18 protein-coding genes and 2 pseudogenes are annotated in these 23,383 nt (G+C 66.8%); 12 read left to right on the top strand and 8 right to left on the bottom strand.

The annotated features are described in order from the left end of the window. Window positions 1–154: 154 nt before the first annotated feature. The 5 genes from FLP10_RS04045 to FLP10_RS04025 all read left to right on the top strand — a co-directional run bounded on the left by FLP10_RS04045 (window position 155) and on the right by FLP10_RS04025 (window position 6,382). A complete protein-coding gene (locus FLP10_RS04045; RefSeq protein ID WP_149159706.1) occupies window positions 155–1,915 on the top strand; it encodes an ABC-F family ATP-binding cassette domain-containing protein in 1,761 nt (586 codons plus the stop codon). A 188-nt stretch (window positions 1,916–2,103) separates the two neighbouring features. Next, a complete protein-coding gene (locus FLP10_RS04040) occupies window positions 2,104–3,216 on the top strand; it encodes an Rv2578c family radical SAM protein (RefSeq protein ID WP_149159705.1) in 1,113 nt (370 codons plus the stop codon). Window positions 3,217–3,350: 134 nt separating this feature from the next. Beyond that, on the top strand, window positions 3,351–4,532 hold the full coding sequence (locus FLP10_RS04035; protein WP_149159704.1) for a sensor histidine kinase: 1,182 nt from the start codon (window positions 3,351–3,353) through the stop codon (window positions 4,530–4,532). Then, window positions 4,529–5,752 (top strand): hypothetical protein, encoded by a 1,224-nt coding sequence (locus FLP10_RS04030; protein WP_149159703.1) that lies wholly within the window; start codon window positions 4,529–4,531, stop codon window positions 5,750–5,752. Before FLP10_RS04035 ends, FLP10_RS04030 begins: the two co-directional genes overlap by 4 nt. A gap of 15 nt (window positions 5,753–5,767) precedes the next feature. Continuing rightward, on the top strand, window positions 5,768–6,382 hold the full coding sequence (locus tag FLP10_RS04025; RefSeq protein WP_149159702.1) for a thymidine kinase: 615 nt from the start codon (window positions 5,768–5,770) through the stop codon (window positions 6,380–6,382). 38 nt (window positions 6,383–6,420) lie between these two features. Here the strand turns inward: FLP10_RS04025 and FLP10_RS04020 are convergent, their stop codons facing one another. Continuing rightward, window positions 6,421–7,164 (bottom strand): CPBP family intramembrane glutamic endopeptidase, encoded by a 744-nt coding sequence (locus FLP10_RS04020; protein ID WP_149159701.1) that lies wholly within the window; start codon window positions 7,162–7,164, stop codon window positions 6,421–6,423. 85 nt (window positions 7,165–7,249) lie between these two features. Here FLP10_RS04020 and FLP10_RS04015 point away from each other — a divergent pair, with 85 nt between their 5' ends. Genes FLP10_RS04015 through FLP10_RS04005 form a run of 3 tightly spaced genes read left to right on the top strand, consistent with a single transcriptional unit; the run spans window position 7,250 to window position 10,772 of the window. Further along, window positions 7,250–8,662 carry a tyrosine-protein kinase domain-containing protein gene (locus tag FLP10_RS04015; RefSeq protein WP_149159700.1) on the top strand — a complete coding sequence of 471 codons (1,413 nt, stop codon included), beginning with the start codon at window positions 7,250–7,252 and terminating at the stop codon, window positions 8,660–8,662. A gap of 1 nt (window position 8,663) precedes the next feature. Further along, window positions 8,664–9,266 carry an arsenate reductase/protein-tyrosine-phosphatase family protein gene (locus FLP10_RS04010; RefSeq protein ID WP_149159699.1) on the top strand — a complete coding sequence of 201 codons (603 nt, stop codon included), beginning with the start codon at window positions 8,664–8,666 and terminating at the stop codon, window positions 9,264–9,266. Between the two features lie 30 nt (window positions 9,267–9,296). Then, complete coding sequence (locus tag FLP10_RS04005; protein WP_149159698.1) at window positions 9,297–10,772, top strand: sugar transferase; 1,476 nt, start codon at window positions 9,297–9,299, stop codon at window positions 10,770–10,772. On the opposite strand, the gene FLP10_RS04000 is transcribed toward FLP10_RS04005, so the two are convergent. After that, the gene (locus tag FLP10_RS04000) at window positions 10,760–11,998 is read right to left on the bottom strand and encodes a hypothetical protein (RefSeq protein ID WP_149159697.1); all 1,239 of its coding nucleotides are present in this window, start codon (window positions 11,996–11,998) and stop codon (window positions 10,760–10,762) included. The genes FLP10_RS04005 and FLP10_RS04000 overlap by 13 nt on opposite strands. 156 nt (window positions 11,999–12,154) lie before the next feature. Between FLP10_RS04000 and FLP10_RS03995 the strand changes: the two genes are divergently transcribed. After that, complete coding sequence (locus tag FLP10_RS03995; protein WP_149159696.1) at window positions 12,155–13,270, top strand: glycosyltransferase; 1,116 nt, start codon at window positions 12,155–12,157, stop codon at window positions 13,268–13,270. Here FLP10_RS03995 and FLP10_RS03990 read toward each other — a convergent pair. Together FLP10_RS03990 and FLP10_RS03985 are read right to left on the bottom strand one after the other, a co-directional pair. Beyond that, window positions 13,185–13,949, bottom strand: coding sequence for a DUF4422 domain-containing protein (locus FLP10_RS03990; protein ID WP_246150341.1), 765 nt, complete (start codon window positions 13,947–13,949; stop codon window positions 13,185–13,187). The two genes, FLP10_RS03995 and FLP10_RS03990, sit on opposite strands and share 86 nt — an antisense overlap. A gap of 82 nt (window positions 13,950–14,031) precedes the next feature. Continuing rightward, the gene (locus tag FLP10_RS03985; protein ID WP_149159694.1) at window positions 14,032–14,949 is read right to left on the bottom strand and encodes a glycosyltransferase family 2 protein; all 918 of its coding nucleotides are present in this window, start codon (window positions 14,947–14,949) and stop codon (window positions 14,032–14,034) included. 108 nt (window positions 14,950–15,057) lie between these two features. Between FLP10_RS03985 and FLP10_RS03980 the strand changes: the two genes are divergently transcribed. Beyond that, window positions 15,058–16,107, top strand: coding sequence for a polysaccharide pyruvyl transferase family protein (locus FLP10_RS03980; protein WP_149159693.1), 1,050 nt, complete (start codon window positions 15,058–15,060; stop codon window positions 16,105–16,107). Between the two features lie 38 nt (window positions 16,108–16,145). Here the strand turns inward: FLP10_RS03980 and FLP10_RS03975 are convergent. Further along, a protein-coding gene (locus FLP10_RS03975) for an IS3 family transposase (RefSeq protein ID WP_149159692.1) occupies window positions 16,146–17,296 on the bottom strand; the annotation gives its coding sequence in 2 pieces (ribosomal slippage) (window positions 16,146–17,026 and window positions 17,026–17,296; 1,152 coding nt in all). A 267-nt stretch (window positions 17,297–17,563) separates the two neighbouring features. Here FLP10_RS03975 and glf point away from each other — a divergent pair. Beyond that, window positions 17,564–18,700, top strand: a complete 1,137-nt coding sequence (gene glf, locus FLP10_RS03965; protein WP_149159691.1) for a UDP-galactopyranose mutase — start codon at window positions 17,564–17,566, stop codon at window positions 18,698–18,700. A gap of 731 nt (window positions 18,701–19,431) precedes the next feature. On the opposite strand, the gene FLP10_RS03960 is transcribed toward glf, so the two are convergent. Then, complete coding sequence (locus tag FLP10_RS03960; RefSeq protein ID WP_168209097.1) at window positions 19,432–20,931, bottom strand: lipopolysaccharide biosynthesis protein; 1,500 nt, start codon at window positions 20,929–20,931, stop codon at window positions 19,432–19,434. 674 nt (window positions 20,932–21,605) lie between these two features. After that, on the bottom strand, window positions 21,606–22,403 hold the full coding sequence (locus tag FLP10_RS03955; protein ID WP_149159689.1) for a glycosyltransferase: 798 nt from the start codon (window positions 22,401–22,403) through the stop codon (window positions 21,606–21,608). A gap of 364 nt (window positions 22,404–22,767) precedes the next feature. Between FLP10_RS03955 and FLP10_RS03945 the strand changes: the two are divergent. Beyond that, window positions 22,768–23,168, top strand: a pseudogene (locus FLP10_RS03945) (transposase); the annotation flags it as partial. 30 nt (window positions 23,169–23,198) lie between these two features. On the opposite strand, the pseudogene FLP10_RS03940 reads toward FLP10_RS03945, so the two are convergent. Further along, window positions 23,199–23,381: pseudogene (locus FLP10_RS03940) on the bottom strand (IS256 family transposase); the annotation flags it as partial. Window positions 23,382–23,383 lie beyond the last annotated feature (2 nt).

Raw genomic sequence — 23,383 nt, 5'->3', positions numbered from 1 at the left:
CGTTGACCCCGGGTGTGCTCTTCCACTGATCGCGACAGTCTCGCGTGCACCCGATTCGTCGACGGCGAATGCCCGGCGGGATCCACCCTTCCGCTCCCGGGCCGTCGCGCGCGCCGTGACGGCCCGGGAGCCAGCTCGCGAAACGGGGCATCCCATGGCTGTACGTCTTTCCCATTCCGATCATCTGCGCGCCGACGGCCTGTCCGTCGCCTACGGCGACCGGCGCGTGTTCTCCGACCTCGACCTCACCGTCTCGCCCGGGCAGCGCCTGGGCCTCATCGGCGAGAACGGGGTCGGCAAGTCGACCCTGCTGGCCCTGCTGGCCGGTACCTCGGTCGACCAGGCCGTCGTCGACGGCCGTCTGGCGCGACCCGAGCGCACCGGGCTGCTGCTGCAGGAGCCGCCCTACCGGCCGAGCGACCGCATCGGGGACGTGCTCGAGCGGGCGCTCGCCGAGGTGCGGGCGATCGAGCATGAACTCGATGCGGCAGCGGCGGCACTCGGCGACCCGACGAATGCCGACGGCGCCGCGGGCGCTGCGGCATCCGCTCGCTACCAGGCCGCGCTCGACGCGGCCGAGCGCGCCGAGGTCTGGTCGGCGCCCGCGCGCCGCGACGAACTGCTCGAAGGGCTCGGCATCTCGGGCATCGACCCCGACCGCACGGTCGGCGAGGTGTCGGGTGGCCAGCGCAGCCGGTTCGCGTTGGCGGCGCTGCTGCTGGCGGCACCCGACGCGCTGCTGCTCGACGAGCCGACGAACCACCTCGACGACGCGACCGCCGCGTTCCTCGAGACCCGGCTGCGCGCCTGGCGCGGACCGGTGGTGTTCGCGAGCCACGACCGCGAGTTCCTCGACCGGGTCGCGACGGGCCTGGTCGACCTCGACCCGGGTCGGGCGGGTGCGCTCGCGCTCGCGCGATCGGGCTCGGGCGAGGGGCCGGGCGGCCTGTCGCCGTCCGACGGTCTCGCGTCCGCGGGCGGCCAGGTGTTCGGCGGGAGCTTCTCGGAGTTCCTCCGGGTGAAGGCCGACGAGCGCGACCGCTGGCAGCGGCAGTACGAGGCAGAGCAAGACGAGCTCGTGCGGCTGCGGGCGTCGGTCGCCGAGACTGCGCGCGAGGTGTCGCACGGTCGTGGCCCGACCGACAACGACAAGTTCATCGCCAAGTTCAAGCACTCGCGCACCGACCAGGCGGTGTCGCGCCGGGTGCGCAACGCCGAGGTGCGGCTCGCGACGCTCGAGCGCGAGCAGGTGCGCAAGCCGCCGGCGCCCCTCGAGTTCGCGGGCATCCCGTCGGGTGCGCACGCGCTCGGCGAGGCATCCGGTCTGCTCGCCCAAGTGACGGATGCCTCGGTGGGCGACCGGCTCGCGATCGGCACGCTGGCGATCGCTCCTGAGACGCGACTGCTCGTGACGGGCGCGAACGGAGCCGGCAAGTCGACGCTGCTCGGCCTGCTCGCCGGGCGCGTCGCGCCCGATCGGGGCACGGTCGCGCTGCGCAAGGGACTGCGGGTCGGCCTGCTCGAGCAGGATGTGCGGTTCGCCGATCCGGATGCCTCGCCGCGCGCGCTGTACGCGCGCACAGTGGGGGAGCGGCGTGCCGAACAGGTGCCGCTCTCGGGGCTCGGGCTGCTCGCGCCGCGCGACCTCGACCGGCCGGTCGGAGTGCTGTCGACCGGGCAGCAGCGCCGGATCGCGCTGGCGCTCGTGATCGCGCGTCCGCCGCACGTGTTCCTGCTCGACGAGCCGACGAATCACCTGTCGCTCGGGCTCGCGACCGAGCTCGAGGAGGCGCTGGGCGGCTACCCCGGTGCGGTCGTGATCGCGAGCCACGACCGGTGGCTGCGCCGGCGCTGGCGGGGCGAGGAGCTGCGGCTCGACGCGGGCCGCGTGGCGGGCGCGTCGGTCGCCGCGTGACCGACCGCCGTCGTCCCCTCGCCGAGGGTTTCCGTTCGCGCCGAGTGTTTCCCATCCAGCGGAAACACTCGGCAGCGGCGGAAACACTCGGCGGGCGGGCGTGCCGGGCGTGCCGGGCGCGTCGGGCGCGGCGGGCGCGCCGGGCGTGCCGGGTTGCGGGGAGTTCGAACATGTGTTCGAATGTCGGAATGCGGTGGAGCGGGCAAGAGCTGGGCGTCGAGCAGGTCGACACGCTGCCCGGGCTGGCGCGGCTCAACAACCTGGTGCGCTCGGTGCAGACGCCCGAGTTCGCCGGCATGACGTTCCACGAGGTGCTGGCGAAGTCGGCGCTCAACCGCGTGCCGGGCCAGTCGTACGTGCCCTTCGGCTGGACGATCAACCCCTACCGGGGCTGCAGCCATGCATGCGCCTACTGCTTCGCTCGGCCCACGCATCAGTACCTCGACCTCGACGCGGGCGAAGACTTCGACCGGCAGATCGTGGTGAAGGTGAATGCGGCCGATGTGCTGCGTACCGAGCTCGCCCGGCCGTCGTGGAAGCACGAGCCGGTCGCGCTGGGCACGAACACCGACCCGTACCAGCGGGCCGAGGGCCGGTACCGGCTCATGCCGGGCATCATCGATGCACTCGCGTCGAGCGGCACGCCGTTCAGCATCCTCACCAAGGGCACGCTGCTGCGGCGCGACCTGTCGCTGCTGGCGGATGCCTCGCAGCAGGTGCCGATCGACCTCGCGATGTCGATCGCGGTGTACGACGACGACCTGCAGCAGTCGGTCGAGCCCGGCACGCCGTCGACGAACGCACGCCTGCAAACCGTCACCGCAGCGCGCGACGCGGGATTCGACTGCACGGTGTTCCTGATGCCGATCCTGCCGTACCTCACCGATACCCGGGCGCATCTCGACGATGCGCTGCGGCGGGCGAAGGCGGCCGGTGCGACCGGCGTGATGCACTCGGCGCTGCACCTGCGGGGTGCGGTGAAGCCCTGGTTCATGCAGTGGCTCGAGCGTGAGCACCCCGAGCTGGTGCCGAAGTACCGGGCCATGTATCCGGGTGCGGCGGCGTATGCGCCGAAGGCGTACCGCGACTGGCTCGCCGAGCGCATCCGGCCGCTCATCCGGGCGCACGGGCTCGTCCGCGTGCGCGAAGATCCCGCCACCGGCGGGGTGCGGTCGACGGCGACGGCGTTGCGCTCACCGCCGCCGCGAACGGCTGCGCAGGCCGCCGCGCGCGTCGCCGAGGCATCCGCTGCCGCGGCCGTGGGACCGGCCGCGCACGACGCCGCACCAACCCTCTTCTGACCGGAGTCTCCGTATTCGGCCGCTCGATGGGATAATCCGGACAGGCCGGTCCACCGGCCGAACGCATCGACGCGTCGGACCCGAACGGAGGCGGCATGGCGTTGGGGTTGCCCGATCACCTCGCCCGGGGAGTCATGAGCCGTGCCTTCGCGCGTGCCGGGCACGCGGCGGCGCTCGTCTGCGTCGCGGTCGCCGGAGTGGTCGGGCTCGTCGTCGCGATCGGCGGCGAACCGCGTGGCCTCATCGCGTTCGGGATCGCCCTCGCGTTCGCCGGGCTGATCGGATTGATCGACCTGCGCCCCACGATCGCGAGCACGCTCGTCTACCTCGCGGGCGGCACCGTGATCGTGTTCGCTGGGGCGATGCTGGTGATGAGCCGCAGCGACCTGTTCGTCGATTCGAACAACGTGCTGCTCTCGCTGCCGCGCACGGCGTTGATCCTCGTCGGCGGCGCCGGCATCGGCACCGGCATCGCAGTGGTGTGGGCGTCGCTCGGCTGGGCGCTCGGCGAAGCCGCGGTGTTCGTGGCGTGCACGATCGTGGGCGGCGTATGGGTGGTCAACGTGCCATCGCTGCTGGTGCTGGTGCTGTTCGTGGCGGTGCGCTCGTTCGACGGCGTGGCCCGCCGCAGCCAACGGCAGCGGGCGATCGGCTTCGCCCGGGCCGGGCGGAAGGCGCGCGAGCTCGCGCTTCGGCACGAGTACGAGGTGCGTGCGATCGCGCGCCTGCACGACACAGTGCTCGGACACCTCGTAGCCATCTCGGACGCGGGGTCTGGCCCGGTGAGCGATCGCCTCCGCGCCGGCGTACGACATGACCTCGCGCTCGTGATCGGTCGCGACTGGGCTGTCGAGCGTCGTGGCGAGATCGGTTCGACCGCGCCGGTGGGCGACGCGCTGCCGCCCGAACTGCCGCTTGCGTTCGCGGCGATGGCCGATTCGGGGCTGCGAGTGCGAGTCACGGGCGATCTGGCGGTGCTGTCGCGCGTGCCCGCCGAACAGCTCGGCGAACTCGACGCGGCCGTCGCGCAGTGCATCGTGAACGTCGCCCGCCACGCGCAGGTCGACGACATGGAACTCGCGGTCGGGGTCGGCGGCGGCGAGGTGACCGTCGCGGTGATGGACAGCGGCGTCGGCTTCGACAGTTCGCATGTGCCCGAAGACCGCATCGGCCTGCGCACGTCGATTCGGGCGCGGGTCGAGCAGGCCGGCGGCACGGTGCGCCTCTGGTCGACGAAGGGCATCGGCACGACGGTCGTGCTCACCCTGCCGATGCAGCACGCGGAGCAGGAGTCTCCCGGGGAGGCGAACGCATGAGCACCGGCCTGCGCATCACCCAGCAGGAACTCGACCCGCTCGGCGCGCTCTCGGCGCGTGTGCTGGTGGCGTCGGGTGCGGTCATCGCGACACTGCTCGCGGTCGCGCTCACGATCGTGCACCGAGATGAGCTGCGGTCGGTGCCCGCCGCGGCGCTCGGTGTCGTGCTCGTCGCGATCGCCGGGGGCATCGCGGTGATCGGCACGTCGCCGACACGCGGCGTGTTCACGACCGAACGTCTCGGCCTGGTCGTCGTCATCGCGGTCGGCGGCGCGATCGCCGAGTACGTCTCGACGGCCGGCGAAGACCGCTACCTCTACGACGATTACGGATCGGCGGTGGTGGGTCTGCTCATCCTCGTGCTCGCCCCGTTCTGCAGCTGGCGTGCGCTCGCGCTCGCCGGCGTGCTGTCTGCGGCGGTGCTGTCGATCCTCGTCATCGGGGGCACCTCGATCACCGCCCCGTTCGGCCCGCTGCCGGCGACGATCCTGGTGCGGGTGGCGGTGGTGCTCGCGATGGCCGCGGCAGCCGCGGCCTACTCGGCATCGCTCGCGGCCGACGTGCTGCGATGGCAGCGCGAGGCGAACCGCGCCGCCCTCGGGCGCGCGGTCGACGAGGCATCCGGTCGACCCCATCCGGCCGCTCGGCGCCCCTCACCGGTGGCGGTGCTGTCGGATGAGGTGCTGCCGTTCCTCGCCGGGGTGATGACCTCCGACCGGATCAGCGTCGACGACGCCGACCGGGCCCGCGACCTCGCCGATGCCCTGCGCCGCGCGGTGCGCGAAGGCCTCGAGGCGACCTGGCTCGACGACCTCGCGAGCGCGCTCGCCGCCGACGAGGGCGTCGCGATCGTGGTGGCCGACGAGGCATCCGATGCGCGGAGCTTCACCGAAGACCAGCGTTCGGCCGTCGCCGCGCTGCTGTTGTGGCTCGCGAGCGGCGGCCGCACCGCCGCGCTGCGCGTCGGCCTCCGACGCGACGAAGGGGCCGATCGGCACGCAAGCCCGCCGAGCGTGCGCCGCGCCGCACGGAGGTTCGCACTCGACGATGCGGCCCGCAGCCTCGGCCACGTCGTCTTCGATGCGACGCCCGGCCCGCATCCGCCGACCCGTCGAGAGCTGCGTCGGTTCGCATCGCTGGCCCGTGCGTTCGGCATGGCCGCCCGCACCGCCGTCACAGGAGAGAATGTGAGGGTGGAGCTGCGTTATGTCATCGAGTGATCCGGTGCGCGACTGATGGCGAAGCTGTACTTCCGCTACGGCGCGATGAATTCGGGCAAGTCGACCGCCCTGCTGCAGGCCGCGTTCAACTACGAGGAGCGCGGGCACGAGGTGCTGCTCGCCAAGCCCTCGGTCGACACGAAGGGCGACCGCGAGATCGTGTCGCGGCTCGGCGTGACCCGCGAGGTCGACTTCACGATCGGCCACGACGATGCCGTGCTGCCGCTGTTCGAGCGTCAGCGGGCCGAGGTGGTCGAGCGCACGGGGCGCGACGTGAGCTGCCTGCTCGTCGACGAGGCGCAGTTCCTCACCGGTGACCAGGTCGACGATCTGTTGCGCATCGCCCTCATGGACGACGTGCCGGTGCTGGCCTACGGGATCCGCACCGACTTCCAGACGGTCGCCTTCGCCGGCAGCCGGCGCCTGCTCGAGGTCGCGCACTCGCTCGAAGAGCTGAAGACGATCTGCCGCTGCGGCCGCAAGGCCATCTTCAACGGCCGGCTGATCGATGGCAGGTACGTCTTCGACGGCGACCAGGTCGCCATCGATGGGCAGGATGTCACCTACGAGTCGCTGTGCGGGGTCTGCTACCTGCAGGAGTCGGGCGGGGTGCTGAACGGGCGGCACTGAGCTTCCGGTCGCCGACGCCGACGATGCGGTCGGATGCCTCAGGCCACGATCAGCAGCACGAGCAGGCCGTTCGACACCGCGTGCGCGATGATCGCGCCGCCGAGGCGGCCGGTGAGCGCCGCGAGGATGCCGCAGCCGAGGCCGATCGTGAGGGCGCTGAGGCCGAGCACGAGCGCGGTGCCGGGCGAGGGGGCGTCGAGCACATGCAGCAGGGCGAACACGAGCGCCGTCGTGACGATGCCGATGGCGGCCGCAGTGCGCGGGCCGGCGCCGCCGGCGCGGGTGCGGTCGGTGACCGCGCGCTGCACGAGGCCGCGGAAGAACACCTCCTCGACGAACGGCCCGACGAGCACCGGCGCGACGAGCAGGGTGAACCACGCCCACGTGGGGTCGAACCCGAACGCGACGCCCGAACCCGAAATCCGCCCCCAGACGGCGAACTCGATGAGCGCCGCGACACCGCGCACGAGACATCCGACCCCGATGCCCCAGAGCAGGTCGATCCACCGGAACCGCAGGCCGAGGTCGAGCGCGAACGATCGGGTGCCGTGCGCGTGCACGGCGACGACGACCGCGATCGCGAGCGGCACCCACACCACGAGGTATGCGGCCACGATCTGCACCGGCTCGGCGACGATGACGGTGCGCACCAGCCATCCCCAGGCGAGCACGGCGAGTGCCGCGACGACGAGCCCGACGGCCGCGTCGATGAGGCGTCGCCGTGACGACGCCGCGGCCGCGTGAGGGCCATCGGCGGTCCGTGCGCCGTCAGAACGCTTCACCTACGTGAGCGTAACGGTCGATCTGTGGCAGCATGAAGCAGGCAGACGTATGCAAGCGGGGTGCTGGCGAGTACGTGGGGGGCGCATGGAGCTGCGTGACTACATCCGGGTTCTGCGGCAGAACTGGATCATCATCCTCGCGTGCACCCTGCTCGGAATCGGCGCGGCAGCGGTGTACTCGTTCACGCAGACCCCCCAGTACAGCTCATCGGCGAAGGTATTCGTGTCGACGTCGAACGGCGGCACCATCGGCGAGATGCAGCAGGGCAACGCGTATTCCCGACAGCGGGTGACGACGTATGCCGATCTGGCGACCACGCCGATCGTGCTGCTGCCCGTCATCGACCAGCTTCGGCTCGACGTCACTGACGACGTGCTGGCCGCGAACGTCGGTGCCGTCGCCCTCAACGACACGACGCTCATCGAGATCACCGTCACCGACGAGTCGCCGGCGCGCGCCGCGCAGGTCGCGACCGCCGTATCCGAGAACCTCACCAAAGTGGTGGGAGCGATCGAGTCCACCGAGAGCACGACGGCCGACGGGCAGACCACCGCGTCCTCGCCGGTGAAGCTCACCCTCGTGCAGCACGCGGCCGTGCCGCAGCGGCCCGTCAGCCCGAACGTGACGCTCAACCTCGTGCTCGGCGGGCTGATCGGACTGGCCATCGGCGTCGGTATCGCGGTGCTGCGCGCCACGCTCGATACGCGCATCCGCAGCGAGCGCGACATCGAGCAGATCACCGAAACGCCGATCATCGGCGGCATCGTGTTCGACCCGAAGGCGAAGGACCGTCCGCTCATCGTGCACGCCGACCCGCACTCACCACGGGCCGAGTCGTTCCGCGCGCTGCGTACGAACCTGCAGTTCCTGGAGCTCGATCGGCCCGAGCGGGCGTTCGTGGTCACGTCCTCGATCGAGGGCGAGGGCAAGTCGACGACAGCGGCGAACCTGGCGATCGCGATCGCCGACGCCGGTTCGCGGGTGCTGCTCGTTGACGCTGATCTGCGGCGACCGAAGATGGCGCAGTACCTGGGTCTCGAGGGTGCGGCCGGTCTCACCGACCTGCTCATCGGCCGGGCCGAACTGCAGGACGTCATCCAGCCGTGGGGGCGCGGCGAGATGTACGTGCTGCCGGCCGGTCGGGTTCCACCGAATCCTTCCGAGCTGCTGGGCAGCGCCGCCATGCAGAAGGCGGTGGCCGAGCTCGCCCGGGCGTTCGACGTCGTGCTGTTCGACGCGCCGCCGTTGCTGCCGGTCACCGATGCCGCGGTACTGTCGCGCACGGTCGGCGGGGCGATCGTGGTCGTCGCGGCGGGTCGCGCCCACCGGGGGCAGCTGAAGGGCTCGATCGACGTGCTCGCGAACGTCGACGCGCCGGTGTCGGGCATCGTCATCACGATGTTGCCGACGAAGGGCTCCGACGCGTACCGGTACGGGCGATACGGGTACGGATACGGCTATGGCTACGGACCAGCGGCGAAGCCGGCGGTGACGTGACATGCGGGTGCTGTTCGTCTGCACGGGCAACATCTGCCGATCGCCGATCGCCGAACGTCTCTTCGCCGCACGGCTGGAGCTCCTCGGCATCGAAGCGTCGGTGTCGAGCGCCGGCACCCGGGCCCTCGCGGGCACCCGGATGACGAAGGAGGCCGTCGACGTGCTGAGCGCAGCGGGCATCGACCCCGGCCGACACACCGCCCGAGTCCTCACTCCGGACCTCGTCCTGAACGCCGACCTCGTGCTCACCGCCACGCGGGCGCACCGAGCCGCGGTCGCATCACTGGTACCCGCGGCATCCCGTCGCTCGTTCACGCTGCGGGAGTTCGCGCGGGTCGCCGACTTCGTCGCCACGCAGCAGGTCGACTCCGAGGCATCCACGGAGCATCCCGCCGCGAAGCTGCAACAACTCGTTCACGCCGCGCCCACCCAGCGCGGACTCGCCGTTCCACCGGCGACCCCCGAGGACGACGACATCCTCGACCCCTACGGCCGCGCACCCGACGTGTACGCCGAAGCGGGGGAGCTCATCGAACGCGCCATCGACGCGATCCTGAGCCCGCTCGCCGCGCCGATCGTCCGAGGCGACCGTGTCGGTACCTGAACTTCGCCGCCCCACCCGGGGAGGCCGGTCATGCTGACTCGCGCGACCCGGCCCACCTCGTCGTGGATGTCGACGGCCGACTGGTCGGATGCGCTCGTCATGCGCGTTCGCGTGACCGACCTGCTCGTGCTGCTCTGGGTGGTATTCGGCACGCAGATCGGATGGCTCGGCATCGACCGCACCGCGACGGGGTTCAGCGGCTCGCGTGATGACATCGCGATCAGCTACACCGTGCTGTCGCTCGTGATCGTCGTGAGCTGGATGATCGCGCTCGAACTGTACGACACGCGATCGCCGCGCGTGCTGGGCGTGGGTACGGCGGAATACAAGGCGATCGCCGATGGCGCGGTGCGGCTGTTCGGCCTGGTCGCGATCGTCGCGTTCCTGTTCAAGGTGGATGTCGCGCGCGGCTACGTGCTCATCGCGTTCCCCCTGGGGTTGCTCGTGCTGCTGTTGTCGCGCTGGATGTGGCGGCAGTGGCTCGGGATGGTGCGACGCCGCGGCGGGCTCACGACCCGTGTGCTGCTGATCGGCTCGGAGCAGTCGGTGCGCACGATCGGGCGGTCGCTCGTCCGGATGCCCGAGGCCGGGTACCAGGTCGTCGGCGTGTGTGTCCCCGGCGGATCGGGTGAGACTCTCGAAGGCACCACCATCCCGGCCGTCCGGACCTTCGCGAACCCGCTCGCCGTGATGCGTGACTTCGGCGCCGACACCATCGTCATCACGAGCGCCGACGAACTCGGCCCCGAGCGGGTGCGCGAACTCAGCTGGGGCCTCACGCCCGGCGCCGAGCACCTCGTCGTCGCCCCGAGCCTCATCGACATCGGCGGCCCGCGCATCCACACCCGCCCGGTCGCCGGACTGCCGCTGATGCACGTGGAGACGCCGCGGTTCGAGGGCCGCAAGCTCGTGGCCAAGCGGGTGTTCGATCTCGTGATGGGCGGCGCGCTGGTTGCCGTGCTGTCGCCGATGCTCGTCGGCGTCGCGATCGCGGTCAAACTGAGCTCGCCCGGTCCGGTGTTCTTTCGCCAGATGCGGGTCGGCAAGGGCGGTCGGCCATTCCAGATGCTCAAGTTCCGCTCGATGCGCGACGGCGCCGACGCCGAACTCGCGGCGCTCCTGCGCGAGCAGGGCGCGGGCGATACCCCACTGTTCAAGGTCAAGGAGGACCCTCGCATCACCCCCGTCGGGCGGATCCTGCGCAAGTACTCGCTCGACGAGTTCCCGCAGCTCTTCAACGTGCTCGGCGGCTCGATGAGCCTGGTGGGGCCCCGACCTCAGGTACCGGCCGAAGTCGAACTGTACGACCGCGGTGCGCACCGCCGCCTGCTCGTGCAACCCGGCATGACCGGCCTCTGGCAGGTGAGCGGGCGGTCCGCGCTCAGTTGGGAGGAGGCGATTCGGCTCGACCTGTACTACGTCGAGAACTGGTCGCTGACCGGGGACCTGATGATCATGATTCGGACGGGGCGGGCGGTGCTGGTGCCTGGGAATCAGGCCAAATAACCCCGGCGCGCTGGCGTGCCCTCGGGAATCCACCGGGCCTGACCACTCGCCGGATGTGGGTTCGGCGGAGCAGACGCCTCGGCCGCGGAGCGTATCCCCAGAGCACCGCCCGCCACCAGACCGAGAACTGCGGTGAAGAAGGGCTCGTTATGGCTCGAATAGAACATCGTCATCAGAAGCATCGCCGTGAGGAGGAGCAGTAGGGTCCAGTCCTTCCGCCTCGCAAGGGCAACGACCACTTTCCAGATTAGGACCACGGCGACGATCCCAACGATCAAGGAGAATTCCGTGAGGATCGAGCCGAATGCCGAATGGACGGGCTGCCAGCCGCGGTAGATATTTCGGTATGAACTTGGATCTGAAGCTGCGATGCCCGACAGGTTGATGCCTGACGTGGTTAGTGCGTCCGCAAATCCACCGGGTCCCATTCCGATGGTCAGGAACCACGGGTTGGTTAGCTTGGCCTCGAATGCGAGTCGGATGAGCTCGAAGTGCGCATCAGTCGAAGATGCTGCAGCCTGATCGGTGCTCGAGAGACGGGACTCGAGGTTCTTGGTAAGCGAGGTCGCGGCAAGCCAGACTGCGAGGATCGGCGCAAGCACGAGGAGAAGGTGATGGCCGTAGACCTTCAGCGGGGTGTCCGCGTTGCGACGCGATCTCAGGTACGCGATCACCACCGCGATGGCGAAGAACGGCATCGCGAACAACACGAGTCGCGAGGCAGTCGCCATCGAGATGAAGTACAAAATGATGGCGAGCGGCATGCTCACGAAGCTGTCGTTCACCCACAACACCAGGAACGCGAGGCACACCAACGCCACAGCAGCGTGGGATTTGTCGTCGAAGTACAGCGTCAGGTAGCCACTGCGATCGAAGAGGAACTGGTATCCGCCAACGAGCGTCGCAAGAATCGCGGCGAGATTGGTCGGCTGCTTAGTGAGCGCGCGCACGTCATAGTGCTGCGAGGCACGGATGAAGAGAAAGAGTTGAACGAAGCACAGTGCGAAGAAGATGATCTGGAGCCATTCTGGTGGGCGGTTAGCCATAACCAGGAGCGGGAGCGCCGACGCAGGAAGCGAGCATAAGAGGGCGATCAAGAGGAGCAGATCGCTCCGCGACAACCAGCGCACGGCGGGAAGCAAGCATACTGTGGCCGTGATCTGTATCAGGGTTGCGACCGAGAGGCCCTTGATGGGCAATGCAAGTCCTGTTGGAATCGTCAGCACGGTGAGCGCGAACCCGATTGGAATTAGTACGCTTCCCGCACGTCGTCGCCCCCCACCCCCCGATGACCGCATACGGTCATACTGCCATCGGAGGTCCGTGAATTGAGTAATTGCGGGCCGAACTGGGGCCATGGTGTGTACCTGCGGGAGGTATGAATGGGCGCTGATGATGAAGCCGGACCAGTGCTCAGCGCCATTCTTCCAGTCTTCAACGTAGAGCGTGGTTGGGTGCAGGAGGCTGTCGAGTCCGTGCGTGCAATAGCGATTCCGGTCGAACTGCTAATTATTGACGACGGATCAACGACGCCTCGCCTGGTCGAGTACCTTGCATCACTGCCGTCGGCCGATCGCCGCATCCGGTACATCCGTCAGGAGAACGCAGGGGTTGCCGCAGCACGCAATCGAGGAATCGACTCCGCTCGGGGCACTTGGCTCACATTCATCGATCCCGACGACCGAGTGCGCCCTCATGTGCCCATTCTGGAGCGGTTGGCTGACCTGTCGGAGATCGACGTGGTGCTGACCGGCGGGTTGGGCTTCCCAGCTGATGGCGGCCCGGTCTCCGAAACCTACTCGCTGGCCTCGCTGAGCTCAACACCAACTGCGACAGATGTGATCACCGAAATGTTCGGACTCTATTCAGTCGGCCGACAGTCGGCGGCATTCGTCATCGGTGTTCCGTGGTCGAAGTTCATCCGCCGGTCGTTCCTCGTAGAGCGCAGCATCAGATTCGATGAATCCATCGTGAAGCGATCGGATGCCGAATGGGTCATTCGTCTTCTTGATCGGTCGCCGAACATACTCGTCGAGGACGATGCGTTCATCGAGTATCGAGTCGACGTCGTGGGCTCCATCTCGAACCGGTATCGCCCCGGGATCCTCGAGGGTTACATGCGGGTCATGCGCACCGCGGAGGCCTGTGAGAGAGTGCCGAAACTGTCATTGCAGCTCTACTCCGTGGAGCTGATCAAGGATGCGATCAACAACGTCTTCTCCAGCCCCGTGGCGCCGGCATCTGCCGTAGGCCGCACCGCGTATCGCGAGTTCCGTCAACGCTTCTCGATCCCGGGCGCTCTTGGAACGCCCGGGGCACTCGCGGCGGCGGGCCCGGCCCGCAGAATCCTCTTCGTCGTTATTCGGCGGGGGTGGTACCTGCCCATCGCCGGTTTACGCTGGGTGAAGCGGATCAGGCTCGCGATGGCGGGGCGGGCGCGAGCTTCCGCTGCACCATCCGGAGTCCCTTCGCGATCTTCGGCTCGCCGTCTGTGTTGACCACCGGAAGGTACTTGACGTGCAGGTTCTCGCTGTGGGCGTGCACCCAGACATTCAGCAACCGCTCTCCGAGGTAGCCGAACGTCCGACGCTGATACGGCCCGCGCGACTCATTGTCGATCCGCTGCTCGACGTCCTCAAGGATCGGGAACAGCCACGATGCGTAGGCATCGAAGTGCTCGCCGCGCATCAGGAACATGTTGTAGAGCGAGAGGTGTCGGCGGCGCATGACCGCCTCGAAGCTCGGAGAGTATCCGAGGGAAGTCTCACGGATCACCTGGCGGAGGACCTCGAGGTCATCGCCGATGTGGCCATGCCGATAATGTGACTCGATACTTTCCACGATGTAATAGCGCGGTCGAGCGATCGCGACATCTGTTGTCGACATCAGCGTGCCCATCTGGTCGGTGGAAAGCACTCTCGACCCGTTCGGCCCCGGGGCGTCGCCCCGGAAGTACCGACGATAGTGGCTGAGCCCTATCGCGTCGGCTTTGAGGTTCTTCCAGGCCCAGTAGAGGGCGGTGAGTTCGCAATAGGAATCGTTCTTCACGGAGATGTTCTCGCCCTCATCGTCGGGTTGATACCCGAACTCATGCGACGCGCGTATATGCCCTACATGCACCGGAAAGTAACCCGGGTCGTCGGGCAACGGGGCTTGCTTGTGCGCCGCGGTGAGCATGCGCACTGGGAGCTGCTCCGGAGTCACGGGATCCTCTCACTGAACTGAAGCGCCGACGAATCGGGAATCCGTGCTCCTGGCGTCAGGAGGCACTGCGGTTCTCGAGGTTCGGAGGGACGGACGTTCTCCATCGGAAGAATCGATGAAGGCGCAGGTACTTCGTCGGCGGGATGTTCGCCACCGCTCCGAGGTAGTGCCTCGCTCGCGAGAGTGCCGTCGGTGACATGCGAGCGCGCATATAGTGCGCCCACATGCGGTTCTCCATGCGGCCGAAACGGCCGAGTGCATCCCAGTGCTTCGACACATACGACTCAAGTGCGAGCGCTCGCGCCTCGCTGTAGCCGGTGAGTTGACCGGCGTCGTGCTTGGTCTGATACACGAGCCGCTCGCGAACGACTTCGTAGCGTGCACCCGATTCGAGGAGTCGGTAGAAGAAGTCCGTGTCGTTCTTCATCTTCAGCGACTCATCGAATCCACCGATTGCTTCCATGGCGGACCGCCGGACGACGATGTTGCTACCGGTCGCACCGGGATTCCAGACGACGACAGCCCGTGGGGGCAGGTTCTCGGCGATGGCGAGGCCGTCTACGACGTCCTCGCCGTGAACCTCGGACATCCACGTGACGATGACGTCGGCGGTCGCCTCGCGGATGCGACTGCGCACCCGACGGAGGTAGTCCGGGTGCCAGTAGTCATCGTCGTCCAGGAACGCGATCCAATCGGCTGACGAAGAACGAACTCCAGCGTTGCGGGACGCCGAGACACCGGCGGATCCTGTGCGTTCATGGTACTGAATCGACCCGCCGGCTCGAGCGTTCAGTTCCCGGCAAACCGCTTCGGACTCGGTGTCCGGAATGTCAGAGACGACATGGATCTCGCCAGGCGGTTCGGACTGATCGAGCACGCCATCGATGGCTCGGTGCAGCATCCCAGCTCGAGCGTGGGTCGGTATCACGCAGTCCATCGTCGCGTCGTCGGCAGCCGTAACCCCATCCCCCATACGGGCATCGTACTGCGGCGGTCGTTCGGGGTCCGACGGGCCGTCCGACGGATAGCGTTGACCCCAGCGAAGTGGCCATCATTACTGGGGGAAGGTGGGCGCGACACCATGACGAGCGTTTTCGTGAAGGTCGATGGTCAGAACGACAATCTCGGAGACTCGGTGCTCCGACGAGGATTGCTTCGCGCAGTTCGAGGGGACGGAACCGCGAAGCTGCACGTCTACGTCGGGAAGAACGACGACGACTATCTGAGCTCAGTCGGCGTGCGAGCAACCGACATCCTCTACCGGTCGCCGCAGGACTGGTGGCGGGCGGGATTCGGCTGTCTCGGGCGCGAAAGGACCATCTTCGTCCCGAGCGCAGGGGAGATGCCTTTCGACGGCCCACGATATCTTTCCGGGTTTCGGCTCTTCGTCGGTTCGCGACTTGCGCGCCACCGGTCAGGGGGCGCCCTTCACGTGGGCGCTGGACTCCGATATCGCGACACCGCCGTACCGCCATTTGAGCGCTATGCGCGCCGTTCGTTCGAGGTCGTCGGGTGGCGAGACGCCGACACGGCAGCAGCGTTCGGTCGCGGCGAAGTGATTCCCGATTGGGCGTTCGCGGAAGGCCGCGTTCCAGGTCGTGCCGGTCAGAACGTCGAAAGGTCGTTGCTCGCGGTGTCGATGCGAGGCGATCGGCCGCGAGTATCAGATGAATGGATCGATCTCTTCACAGACCTCGCTCGGAGTCGTGGTCTCGATCTCGCCGTGGTTACGCAAGTACGTCGCGACACCCCGGCCGCGGAGGACCTCGCTAGACGGCTGGGCGCGGTCGAAGTCATCCTGTGGGAGGGCGAATCTCATGTCGACTGGGAGCGACGCGTCCGAGACGTCTACGGTCGATCAGCGATTGTGGCTGGCGACCGCGCACACGGGCTGATCATCGCGGCGACGGAAGGAGCCGTCCCTCTTGCTGCAGGAGCGAGCACGTCGAAGATGGAACGCGTGCTCGCTCCTGCGGGGTTCGATCTCCGGAGCATGGCTGGCACGCCCGACTATCTTCGGGAAGCTCTCTCCTCTCCGGACTTCGTCGAGACGCGGGTATCTGCTGCGAGCGAAGCAGTACGTGCGGTGGCGCGGCGTATCGGCGAGTTCGTCGACGCAGATCCCCGGTAGTCGAAACAGAATCAGTAGATCACCCTGGGCCGCCCCCTTCATTCGGTCCGGACGCTCTGTGAGTCGTCGGTTTCGATTTGATGGGTGCACTGCCGAGCGTACTCGGCGGGCGGTAGGTAGCCGAGCGAGGAGTGCCGGCGGTGGTGGTTGTACTCGTCCTTCCAGTCGCCGATCACGACCTGCGCGTGCAGCAGCGAGTAGAAGCTGTTGATGTTCAGGCATTCGTCGCGGAGGCGGCTATTGAACGACTCGACGTACCCGTTGCGCCACGGCGATCCCGGCGGGATGTAGGACAGGCCGGTGCGGGTGCCCACCCAGTCGGCCATCGCGTCGCTGATGAACTCCGGGCCGTTGTCGGATCTGAGCACCGCGGGAGCACCGCGGACGGCGACGAGGTCCTCGAGGTGGGCGGTGAGCCGGTCGGCGGTGATCGACCGCTCGGTGAGCCCACCTATGCACTCGCGGGTGTGCTCGTCGACGATGGAGCAGATCTTGATCGGACGGCCCTGCTCGTCGGCGTCGAACTGGAAATCCACCGCCCACACCATGTTCGGCGCATCCGCGGCAGGTGCCTGGACGGTCGAGGACCCGACGCGTTTGCGTCGACGCCGTTGCGGCACCCGCAGGCCCTCGTCGCGCCAGAGGCGTTGGATCTTCTTGTGGTTGACGACCCAGCCCTCGGCGCGGGCGTCGTGATACGCCCGCCGGTACCCGTAGCGGGGATGGCTCTTCGCCCAGGCGCGCAGCCAGTCATGCAACGCACGGTCCGGGTCCGCGACCGTGTCGCCCTTGAGCGGGCGCCGGTATGCGGAGCGTGAGAGCCCGGCCAGGCGGCACGCCATCCGTTCGCTCACCCGCAGTGTCCTGATCAGGTGAGCGACGGCGGCGCGGCGCCTGCCCGGGCCTAGAAGTTTCCCTCAGCCAACTCCTTGAGCGCGGCCTTCTCCAGCTCCGCCTCCGCGAGCAGCCGCTTCAGCGTCGCGTTCTGCTTCTCAAGCTCCTTCAGACGCTTCGCGTCGTCGGCCTTCAGACCGCCGTACTGGTTACGCCACCGGTAGTACGTCTGCTCGGAGATCCCGAGCTCCCGGCACACCGCCGCGACATCCGCGCCGTCGGCGAGCATCCGGTCGGCCTGACCGAGCTTGCGAACGACCTGCTCCGGGGTATGACGCTTCCTGCTGTTCGACATGATCTGACCAGTCTCCCTGCCCGCAACCACGGGCAACAGGACGACTCTCAGAACCACCGGACCTACGAAAAGGGGTCAGCCCAACCCGTTGGGGCGTTGCTCGGAGTGTCGCAGCGCCCAGATGCATCCGTTCGCCGAGATCGTAACGAACCGTGTGTCGTTTGCACCGTGCGCACGGCTCGCTCGCGTTACGCTACCAATCGTGGCGCCTGCGGCAGGGTCCGAGGTTGTCCACTCGAGTCTGGTCACGAGAATGGCGGGCACCGCGTGGATCTGCTCGTAGTCGGGTCGGGGTTCTTCGGGCTCACGGTCGCGGAGCGTGCCGCCGCATCAGGCCGGAAGGTCACGGTCATCGATCGCCGTGACCACATCGGCGGGAATGCCTACAGTGAGCATGAACCGCAAACGGGGATCGAGGTCCACCGCTACGGTGCTCACCTGTTCCACACATCCAATCCCGCAGTGTGGGAGTACGCCAATCGCTTCACGACGTTCACCAACTACGTGCATCGTGTGTTCACAACGCATGACGGCGTCGTGTTTCCGATGCCGATCAACCTGGGCACGATCAACCAATTCTTCGGTGCAGCGTACTCGCCCGCCGAGGCCCGCGCATTGGTGCACCGGCTCGCTGGTGAGTTCGATGAGAGGAGCGCTCAGAATCTCGAGGAAAAGGCGATCGCACTCATCGGCCGACCGCTCTACGAGGCGTTCATCCGCAACTACACCGCAAAGCAGTGGCAGACCGATCCGAGGAAACTCCCTGCGGATGTGATCAGCCGCCTCCCGGTTCGCTACACGTACGACAGTAGGTACTTCGACGACACGTGGGAGGGCCTTCCGGCAGACGGCTACACCGCGTGGCTCGAACGCATGGTGGATCACCCGAACATCGACGTCCGGCTACGGACCGACTTCTTCGACGAGACACAGCCATTACATCGGAGGGCAACTTTGGGCCGCCTTCCCATTGTCTACACGGGCCCGATCGACCGTTACTTCGACTTTGCCGAGGGGGTGCTGTCGTGGCGGACACTCGACTTTGAGCAGGAAGTCCATGACGTCGCCGACTTCCAAGGCACCTCGGTGATGAACTACGCGGATGCAGAAGCGCCGTTCACGCGCATCCATGAGTTCAAGCATTTCCATCCGGAGCGTGCAGACCGATATCCACGTGATCGCACCGTCATCATGCGCGAATACTCAAGGTTTGCGTCGAGAGATGACGAGCCGTACTACCCGGTGAACACGCCGTCCGATCGCGCCGGACTCCTCGCCTACCGCGAGCTTGCGCGGGGAGAGGACGGCGTCTTCTTCGGAGGGAGGCTGGGTACCTACCAATACCTCGATATGCACATGGCTATCGGCTCGGCACTGTCGATGTGGAACAACCGGCTTACCTGAGGTTGTCGTCCGCTAGTCGCTGCCCAGCACTCCGCGAGAGATCTCGCCCGCCGAATCAAGATCCGTACACGGCGTGCACGGTTGTGATTCCTGCGGTATAGCCGTCGACGACCGCGTAGACTTTCCGGGCTGTTGTCGAGGACAACGTGGTCGATGCCCAGGAGTGCATCGTTTCTTCGCTCATCAACCCGAACCCGCAGGGCAAAACCCGACCAGGAGGGACGGATTGCGGACGATCCGCGGTAGCAGTCGAAGGAGTTGACGTGGCGTCGCAGGTCTGCCCAATCCGCGTTGCTCCATGCCATCGTGAACCACGAGTTCGGGGATGTCCCGGTGGACCGCGCGGAGGTCTTGTGTTGATGAACGAACACCCGTGGCTGAGCGAGACGGGGAGCATCGTGCTCCACCGGGTCTCGTGCACAGGTGCCAAGCTCGCCGGGCATGATCACGCTCGGTCGTTGGACAGTTCACCCACGTCGTGGGCTGGGGGACTCCTTCGAAGTGTTCCTCCGCGCGAACCCGACGCGGGTGGATTCGCTGATCGGTTCAGTTGATCCTCACTTGTGACGACAGGTGAGGATCGCCGCCACGCGGAAGCGAGCCACGCGAACTGGGAACGCTCTTGGGCGGCCGCGGCCAATTGCCAGGTCCTTCGCGGGAACCCTCTTCGGCCTGGTGAGGGAAGTGGTATCCGGCTGACCTGCACGCGGCTGAACCGCATCCGAGTCCGGTCACGTACTTGGAGAATCACGGCGACCGAGTGCGAGGCGGATGAAACGCCAGAGCGTAGTGAGGTCACTCCGTGTCGTGCGGGAGAGCCAGCCGACTGCAGCGAACCAGGCGGCTGCGAGGGCGAGCCCTGCGAGTAGTTGCCAGATCGGCGAGACGGGGATGAACGTGCTCGCCATGAATGCCAGCGCTCCTGCGGGCAGGCCGAAAGTGGCTACTACCTTCAACGCCGCGAAGAAGAGCGGGCGCAGGTCGAGCGACGCCGCACGGGCTGCCCACATAAACGACGCCACCCACTGCACGGCGAACCCGACCGTGCCCCCGACTGCCACCCCCATCGCCCCCCAGTTCACTCCCGCCAGGATGAACCCAATTGTGAGCGGCTGCATCCAAAGGTTGAGGCGCAACAGCGACCCGGACAAGCCCTTCGAGATGAAGAGCCAGTTCACGACCTGCTGGATTGCGCGGAAGGTCGAGCCGACGGCCAAGACCATGACGAGTCCCTCGACGCCGGTCCATGCCGGCCCCAGCAGGACATTGACGAGCGGCCCCGCCACGCCCGCCAGGACGAGAAGCACACTCGACGTCAGATAGCAGGCGATGAGCTGGCCCTCACGGAGAGCGGCCATGTATCGCGTCGGATTGTCGAGGTGGCGAGAGAGGACGGGCAGTGCCACCTTGGTCATCGGTTGATTGACCTGCAAGATGGGGGCGACCGCGAGCCGGAACGCCCGGTCGTAGAGACCGAGTTCCGTCGGGCCCCAAACCCTGCCGATCGCGATGCTGTCGATATTCCGGGTGGCATACCACAGCAGTTGGGTTGCGGCCATCCCCGCTCCGAACTTCACCAGGGCTCGCATTCCCGCGTCGCGGTGCGGTAGCTTCGGCCACCACTGCGCTTGGGCGACGTTGAAGACCAAGATGACCAACGACGTGGCGAGCGTTTGCACCACGAGCGCGGCGATGCCGTAGCCGAACAGCGCAACCACGACTGCCGCCGCGAGTCCAAATAGTGTCGCGGCGACTTCCCCGATGGCCAGGGCACCGAAGCGCATCGCTCGATTGAGTGTGATCCGGAACTGCGTGTTCACCCCTCCGAGAACCAGTGCGAGGGACAGCCATTGTGTGACCACGACGAGTCGCGGGTCTCCGTAGAATCCTGCGACAGCCCAGGAGAAAGCGAACACGGTGGCAGCTAGGACCAGGCCCGTTCCCGCATTGATCCAGAAGAGGTTCGACTGCTGCTGGTGGGTGATGTCGGGGGAGCGGAGCGCGGCCGTGGAGAGTCCGAAGTCGAGGAAGATGCTCGCCACTCCGGAAATAGCCGTCACCATGACGACCAGCCCGAAGGCGCTGGGCTCGATCAACCTTGAGAGCACCACGACGCTGACAACCGCGATGACCACCTTGGCCGCCTGGGCAGCGAGCAGTATCGCGCTGCCGCGGGCCGCCTGGCGTCGCAGCGAGGGCCGCCCCGGTTCAGGCTTGTCGGTTCGCGTCACGTGTTCATGCTCGCATTCCATGACCATTCGGCGCTGGCCAATCTGCCGCGAGGCTTAAGCCTCGCGTCGAGAGGATTGGGCTGATTGGTTACGCTGCCGATCGTGACGCCGTCTTCGGGGGGTTCGGAGTCGTCGGGCCCATCGGGATGCGGTGCCGGCCCGACCTCGGGGCGACAGCACGACCCGGTACATCCAAGATGCGACGTTCCGCCGCAGTTCCGGCTCGCGGCCACCGTCCGGTGCGAGATGCTGTGCCAGCGCTTCGGGCAAGAGGTGCAGATCGTCGCTGCCGTCGACCCCGCCAAGCTGAGCTACCTGCCGGCGAGCGGGTGCCGCAGTCCGACGACATGCCGGGCAATGGTGGGCAACCACCAGTTACGAAGTAGAGCCGAAGTATGAGATAGAGCTGACGAACTGCATCGGTGGAACCGAGAACGTCCTCAGCGGGTTTTGTCTCCCGTGCCGCCAAGGATCACATACGCCGTGCCCAGCGCCGGGGCATGGCGGCTGAGCCGGGGAAGTCAACCTGATCATCGAAGAAGAGGCCGGTGGCCAGAATGCTGGCAAGAGCCAATCCACATCAGGCTCGGGCCGAGAACCTTCACCGGCCCGAGATGATCACGTCATCTTGATGAACCTGCATGAACGAAGTGAATCGCCCTGGACACGCAGGCTCATTCGGAAAGGAGCCTTCGAATCACTCGCTTACCTCGTCGCGCTGCCTCCACGACGGCGAAGGCCATCCGCGATCCGAAGACTGATGCGGAGTTCGCATGTGGCAGATCGAGCGTCGGGAACCATCGCCTATAGGGAGTGGGATCCACGCGCCAACCTCGAACACGATTGAACACATTCTCGCCGTGGACGTGCGTTACCCAAACCGGGTGTGTTGTTCGGATCGAACGAACGTCCCCGTGGCGCCCCAGCTTGAGATGATTGTCACGCAGGACTGTGACGGCGCCAGGTGAGCGTTCGATATAGCTGCTGAACGGGTTCATGGAGTATCGACGCAGGTAGAACGCGCCCGCTCGGAACACTGCGCCATCCGGCAAATCGATGATGACATGCTGGCGTGCCTCGAAGGCGTCTTGAATGGTCGCAATGAAATCGGTAGCGACAATGTCGTCATTGTCGATCCGAGTAGTGATGACCCACTCGGATGTGATGTGTGGGGTAACCGCGGCCGCCAAGTTCGCCTCGCCGATGTATCCCTCGATGCGCTCGATGTGAACTGTCACCCCGGCTCGATTCGAGATCATCCCGAGTTGCTCCACGAACCACGGAGGTGACCCCGAGTCGATGAGTAGTATCCAGTCGAAGCCTCGTGCACTCTGTTGAGCGATCGATGGGACACAGTAGCGCGAGAAGATATCGAGTCGATGGTGCAGCCAACTGTCGCTCGGCGAGATCTCTGCCCACTTCTCTGCGTGAACATTGAACCGGGTGAGCAAGAGGTGGTCGAAGGCTCGCACGGCCTGATACTAAGGCGGCGGTCCAGTCCCGGGTAGTGGTGCAGCGCGGTGTTGTTCGATTTGCCTGTGTCCAGGCGGTGAGTTCGAAGGCGTGCTAGTCGATCATCTCGTTCCTGGTGCCGGGCAGGAGGGTGAGTCGGCTCTTGGGGAGAGTGTCGAGTCCGAGGCAGTTGTGGCGGCCTTCGGCCATTCGTTGATCTGTCCGGCGAGGTCGGCGCCGACGAGGCGGATGATCACGTCCCAGTTCGGGTGTGTCAGATTAGCGATGGATCTGGCTGGCGTGGGCTGACCCCTTTTCGTAGGTCCGGTGGTTCTGAGAGTCGTCCTGTTGCCCGTGGTTGCGGGCAGGGAGACTGGTCAGATCATGTCGAACAGCAGGAAGCGTCATACCCCGGAGCAGGTCGTTCGCAAGCTCGGTCAGGCCGACCGGATGCTCGCCGACGGCGCGGATGTCGCGGCGGTGTGCCGGGAGCTCGGGATCTCCGAGCAGACGTACTACCGGTGGCGTAACCAGTACGGCGGTCTGAAGGCCGACGACGCGAAGCGTCTGAAGGAGCTTGAGAAGCAGAACGCGACGCTGAAGCGGCTGCTCGCGGAGGCGGAGCTGGAGAAGGCCGCGCTCAAGGAGTTGGCTGAGGGAAACTTCTAGGCCCGGGCAGGCGCCGCGCCGCCGTCGCTCACCTGATCAGGACACTGCGGGTGAGCGAACGGATGGCGTGCCGCCTGGCCGGGCTCTCACGCTCCGCATACCGGGAGCCTGTCAAGTTGTCTGTGTAAGGGGTCTGGGTCTGGGGTTTACAGGTAGGGCTTGATGCGTTCGGGGTAGGCCAGGGCGAGTTGGGCGAGGGCTTGCTTCCAGTTCGTGGTGATCTGCCCTTCGACGAGCCGGCCGGCGGCTTTGCGCTTGCTGCCGCGGGGCAGGCCCTTCTCCTTCGCACGGTCGCGGGCGCGCTTGTCCTCGATGTTGCAGATCGCCACAT

This window comes from Agromyces intestinalis (assembly GCF_008365295.1).
In the GTDB taxonomy this organism is placed as follows: domain Bacteria; phylum Actinomycetota; class Actinomycetes; order Actinomycetales; family Microbacteriaceae; genus Agromyces; species Agromyces intestinalis.
The sequence above is the reverse complement of the archived record's forward strand: the minus strand, read 5'-3'. Positions and strand labels throughout refer to the sequence as shown.

What these genes read in the sequence shown, in the direction of transcription:
- FLP10_RS04030 (WP_149159703.1), top strand. Translation starts at nt 4,529, where the DNA reads ATGAGCACCGGCCTGCGCATCACCCAGCAGGAACTCGACCCGCTCGGC.
- FLP10_RS03980 (WP_149159693.1), top strand. Translation starts at nt 15,058, where the DNA reads ATGACGAGCGTTTTCGTGAAGGTCGATGGTCAGAACGACAATCTCGGA.
- FLP10_RS04035 (WP_149159704.1), top strand. Translation starts at nt 3,351, where the DNA reads ATGAGCCGTGCCTTCGCGCGTGCCGGGCACGCGGCGGCGCTCGTCTGC.
- FLP10_RS03995 (WP_149159696.1), top strand. Translation starts at nt 12,155, where the DNA reads ATGGGCGCTGATGATGAAGCCGGACCAGTGCTCAGCGCCATTCTTCCA.
- FLP10_RS04005 (WP_149159698.1), top strand. Translation starts at nt 9,297, where the DNA reads ATGCTGACTCGCGCGACCCGGCCCACCTCGTCGTGGATGTCGACGGCC.
- FLP10_RS04045 (WP_149159706.1), top strand. Translation starts at nt 155, where the DNA reads ATGGCTGTACGTCTTTCCCATTCCGATCATCTGCGCGCCGACGGCCTG.
- FLP10_RS03985 (WP_149159694.1), bottom strand. Translation starts at nt 14,949, where the DNA reads ATGGGGGATGGGGTTACGGCTGCCGACGACGCGACGATGGACTGCGTG.
- FLP10_RS04015 (WP_149159700.1), top strand. Translation starts at nt 7,250, where the DNA reads ATGGAGCTGCGTGACTACATCCGGGTTCTGCGGCAGAACTGGATCATC.
- FLP10_RS04025 (WP_149159702.1), top strand. Translation starts at nt 5,768, where the DNA reads ATGGCGAAGCTGTACTTCCGCTACGGCGCGATGAATTCGGGCAAGTCG.
- FLP10_RS04040 (WP_149159705.1), top strand. Translation starts at nt 2,104, where the DNA reads ATGCGGTGGAGCGGGCAAGAGCTGGGCGTCGAGCAGGTCGACACGCTG.
- FLP10_RS04010 (WP_149159699.1), top strand. Translation starts at nt 8,664, where the DNA reads ATGCGGGTGCTGTTCGTCTGCACGGGCAACATCTGCCGATCGCCGATC.
- FLP10_RS03990 (WP_246150341.1), bottom strand. Translation starts at nt 13,949, where the DNA reads ATGCTCACCGCGGCGCACAAGCAAGCCCCGTTGCCCGACGACCCGGGT.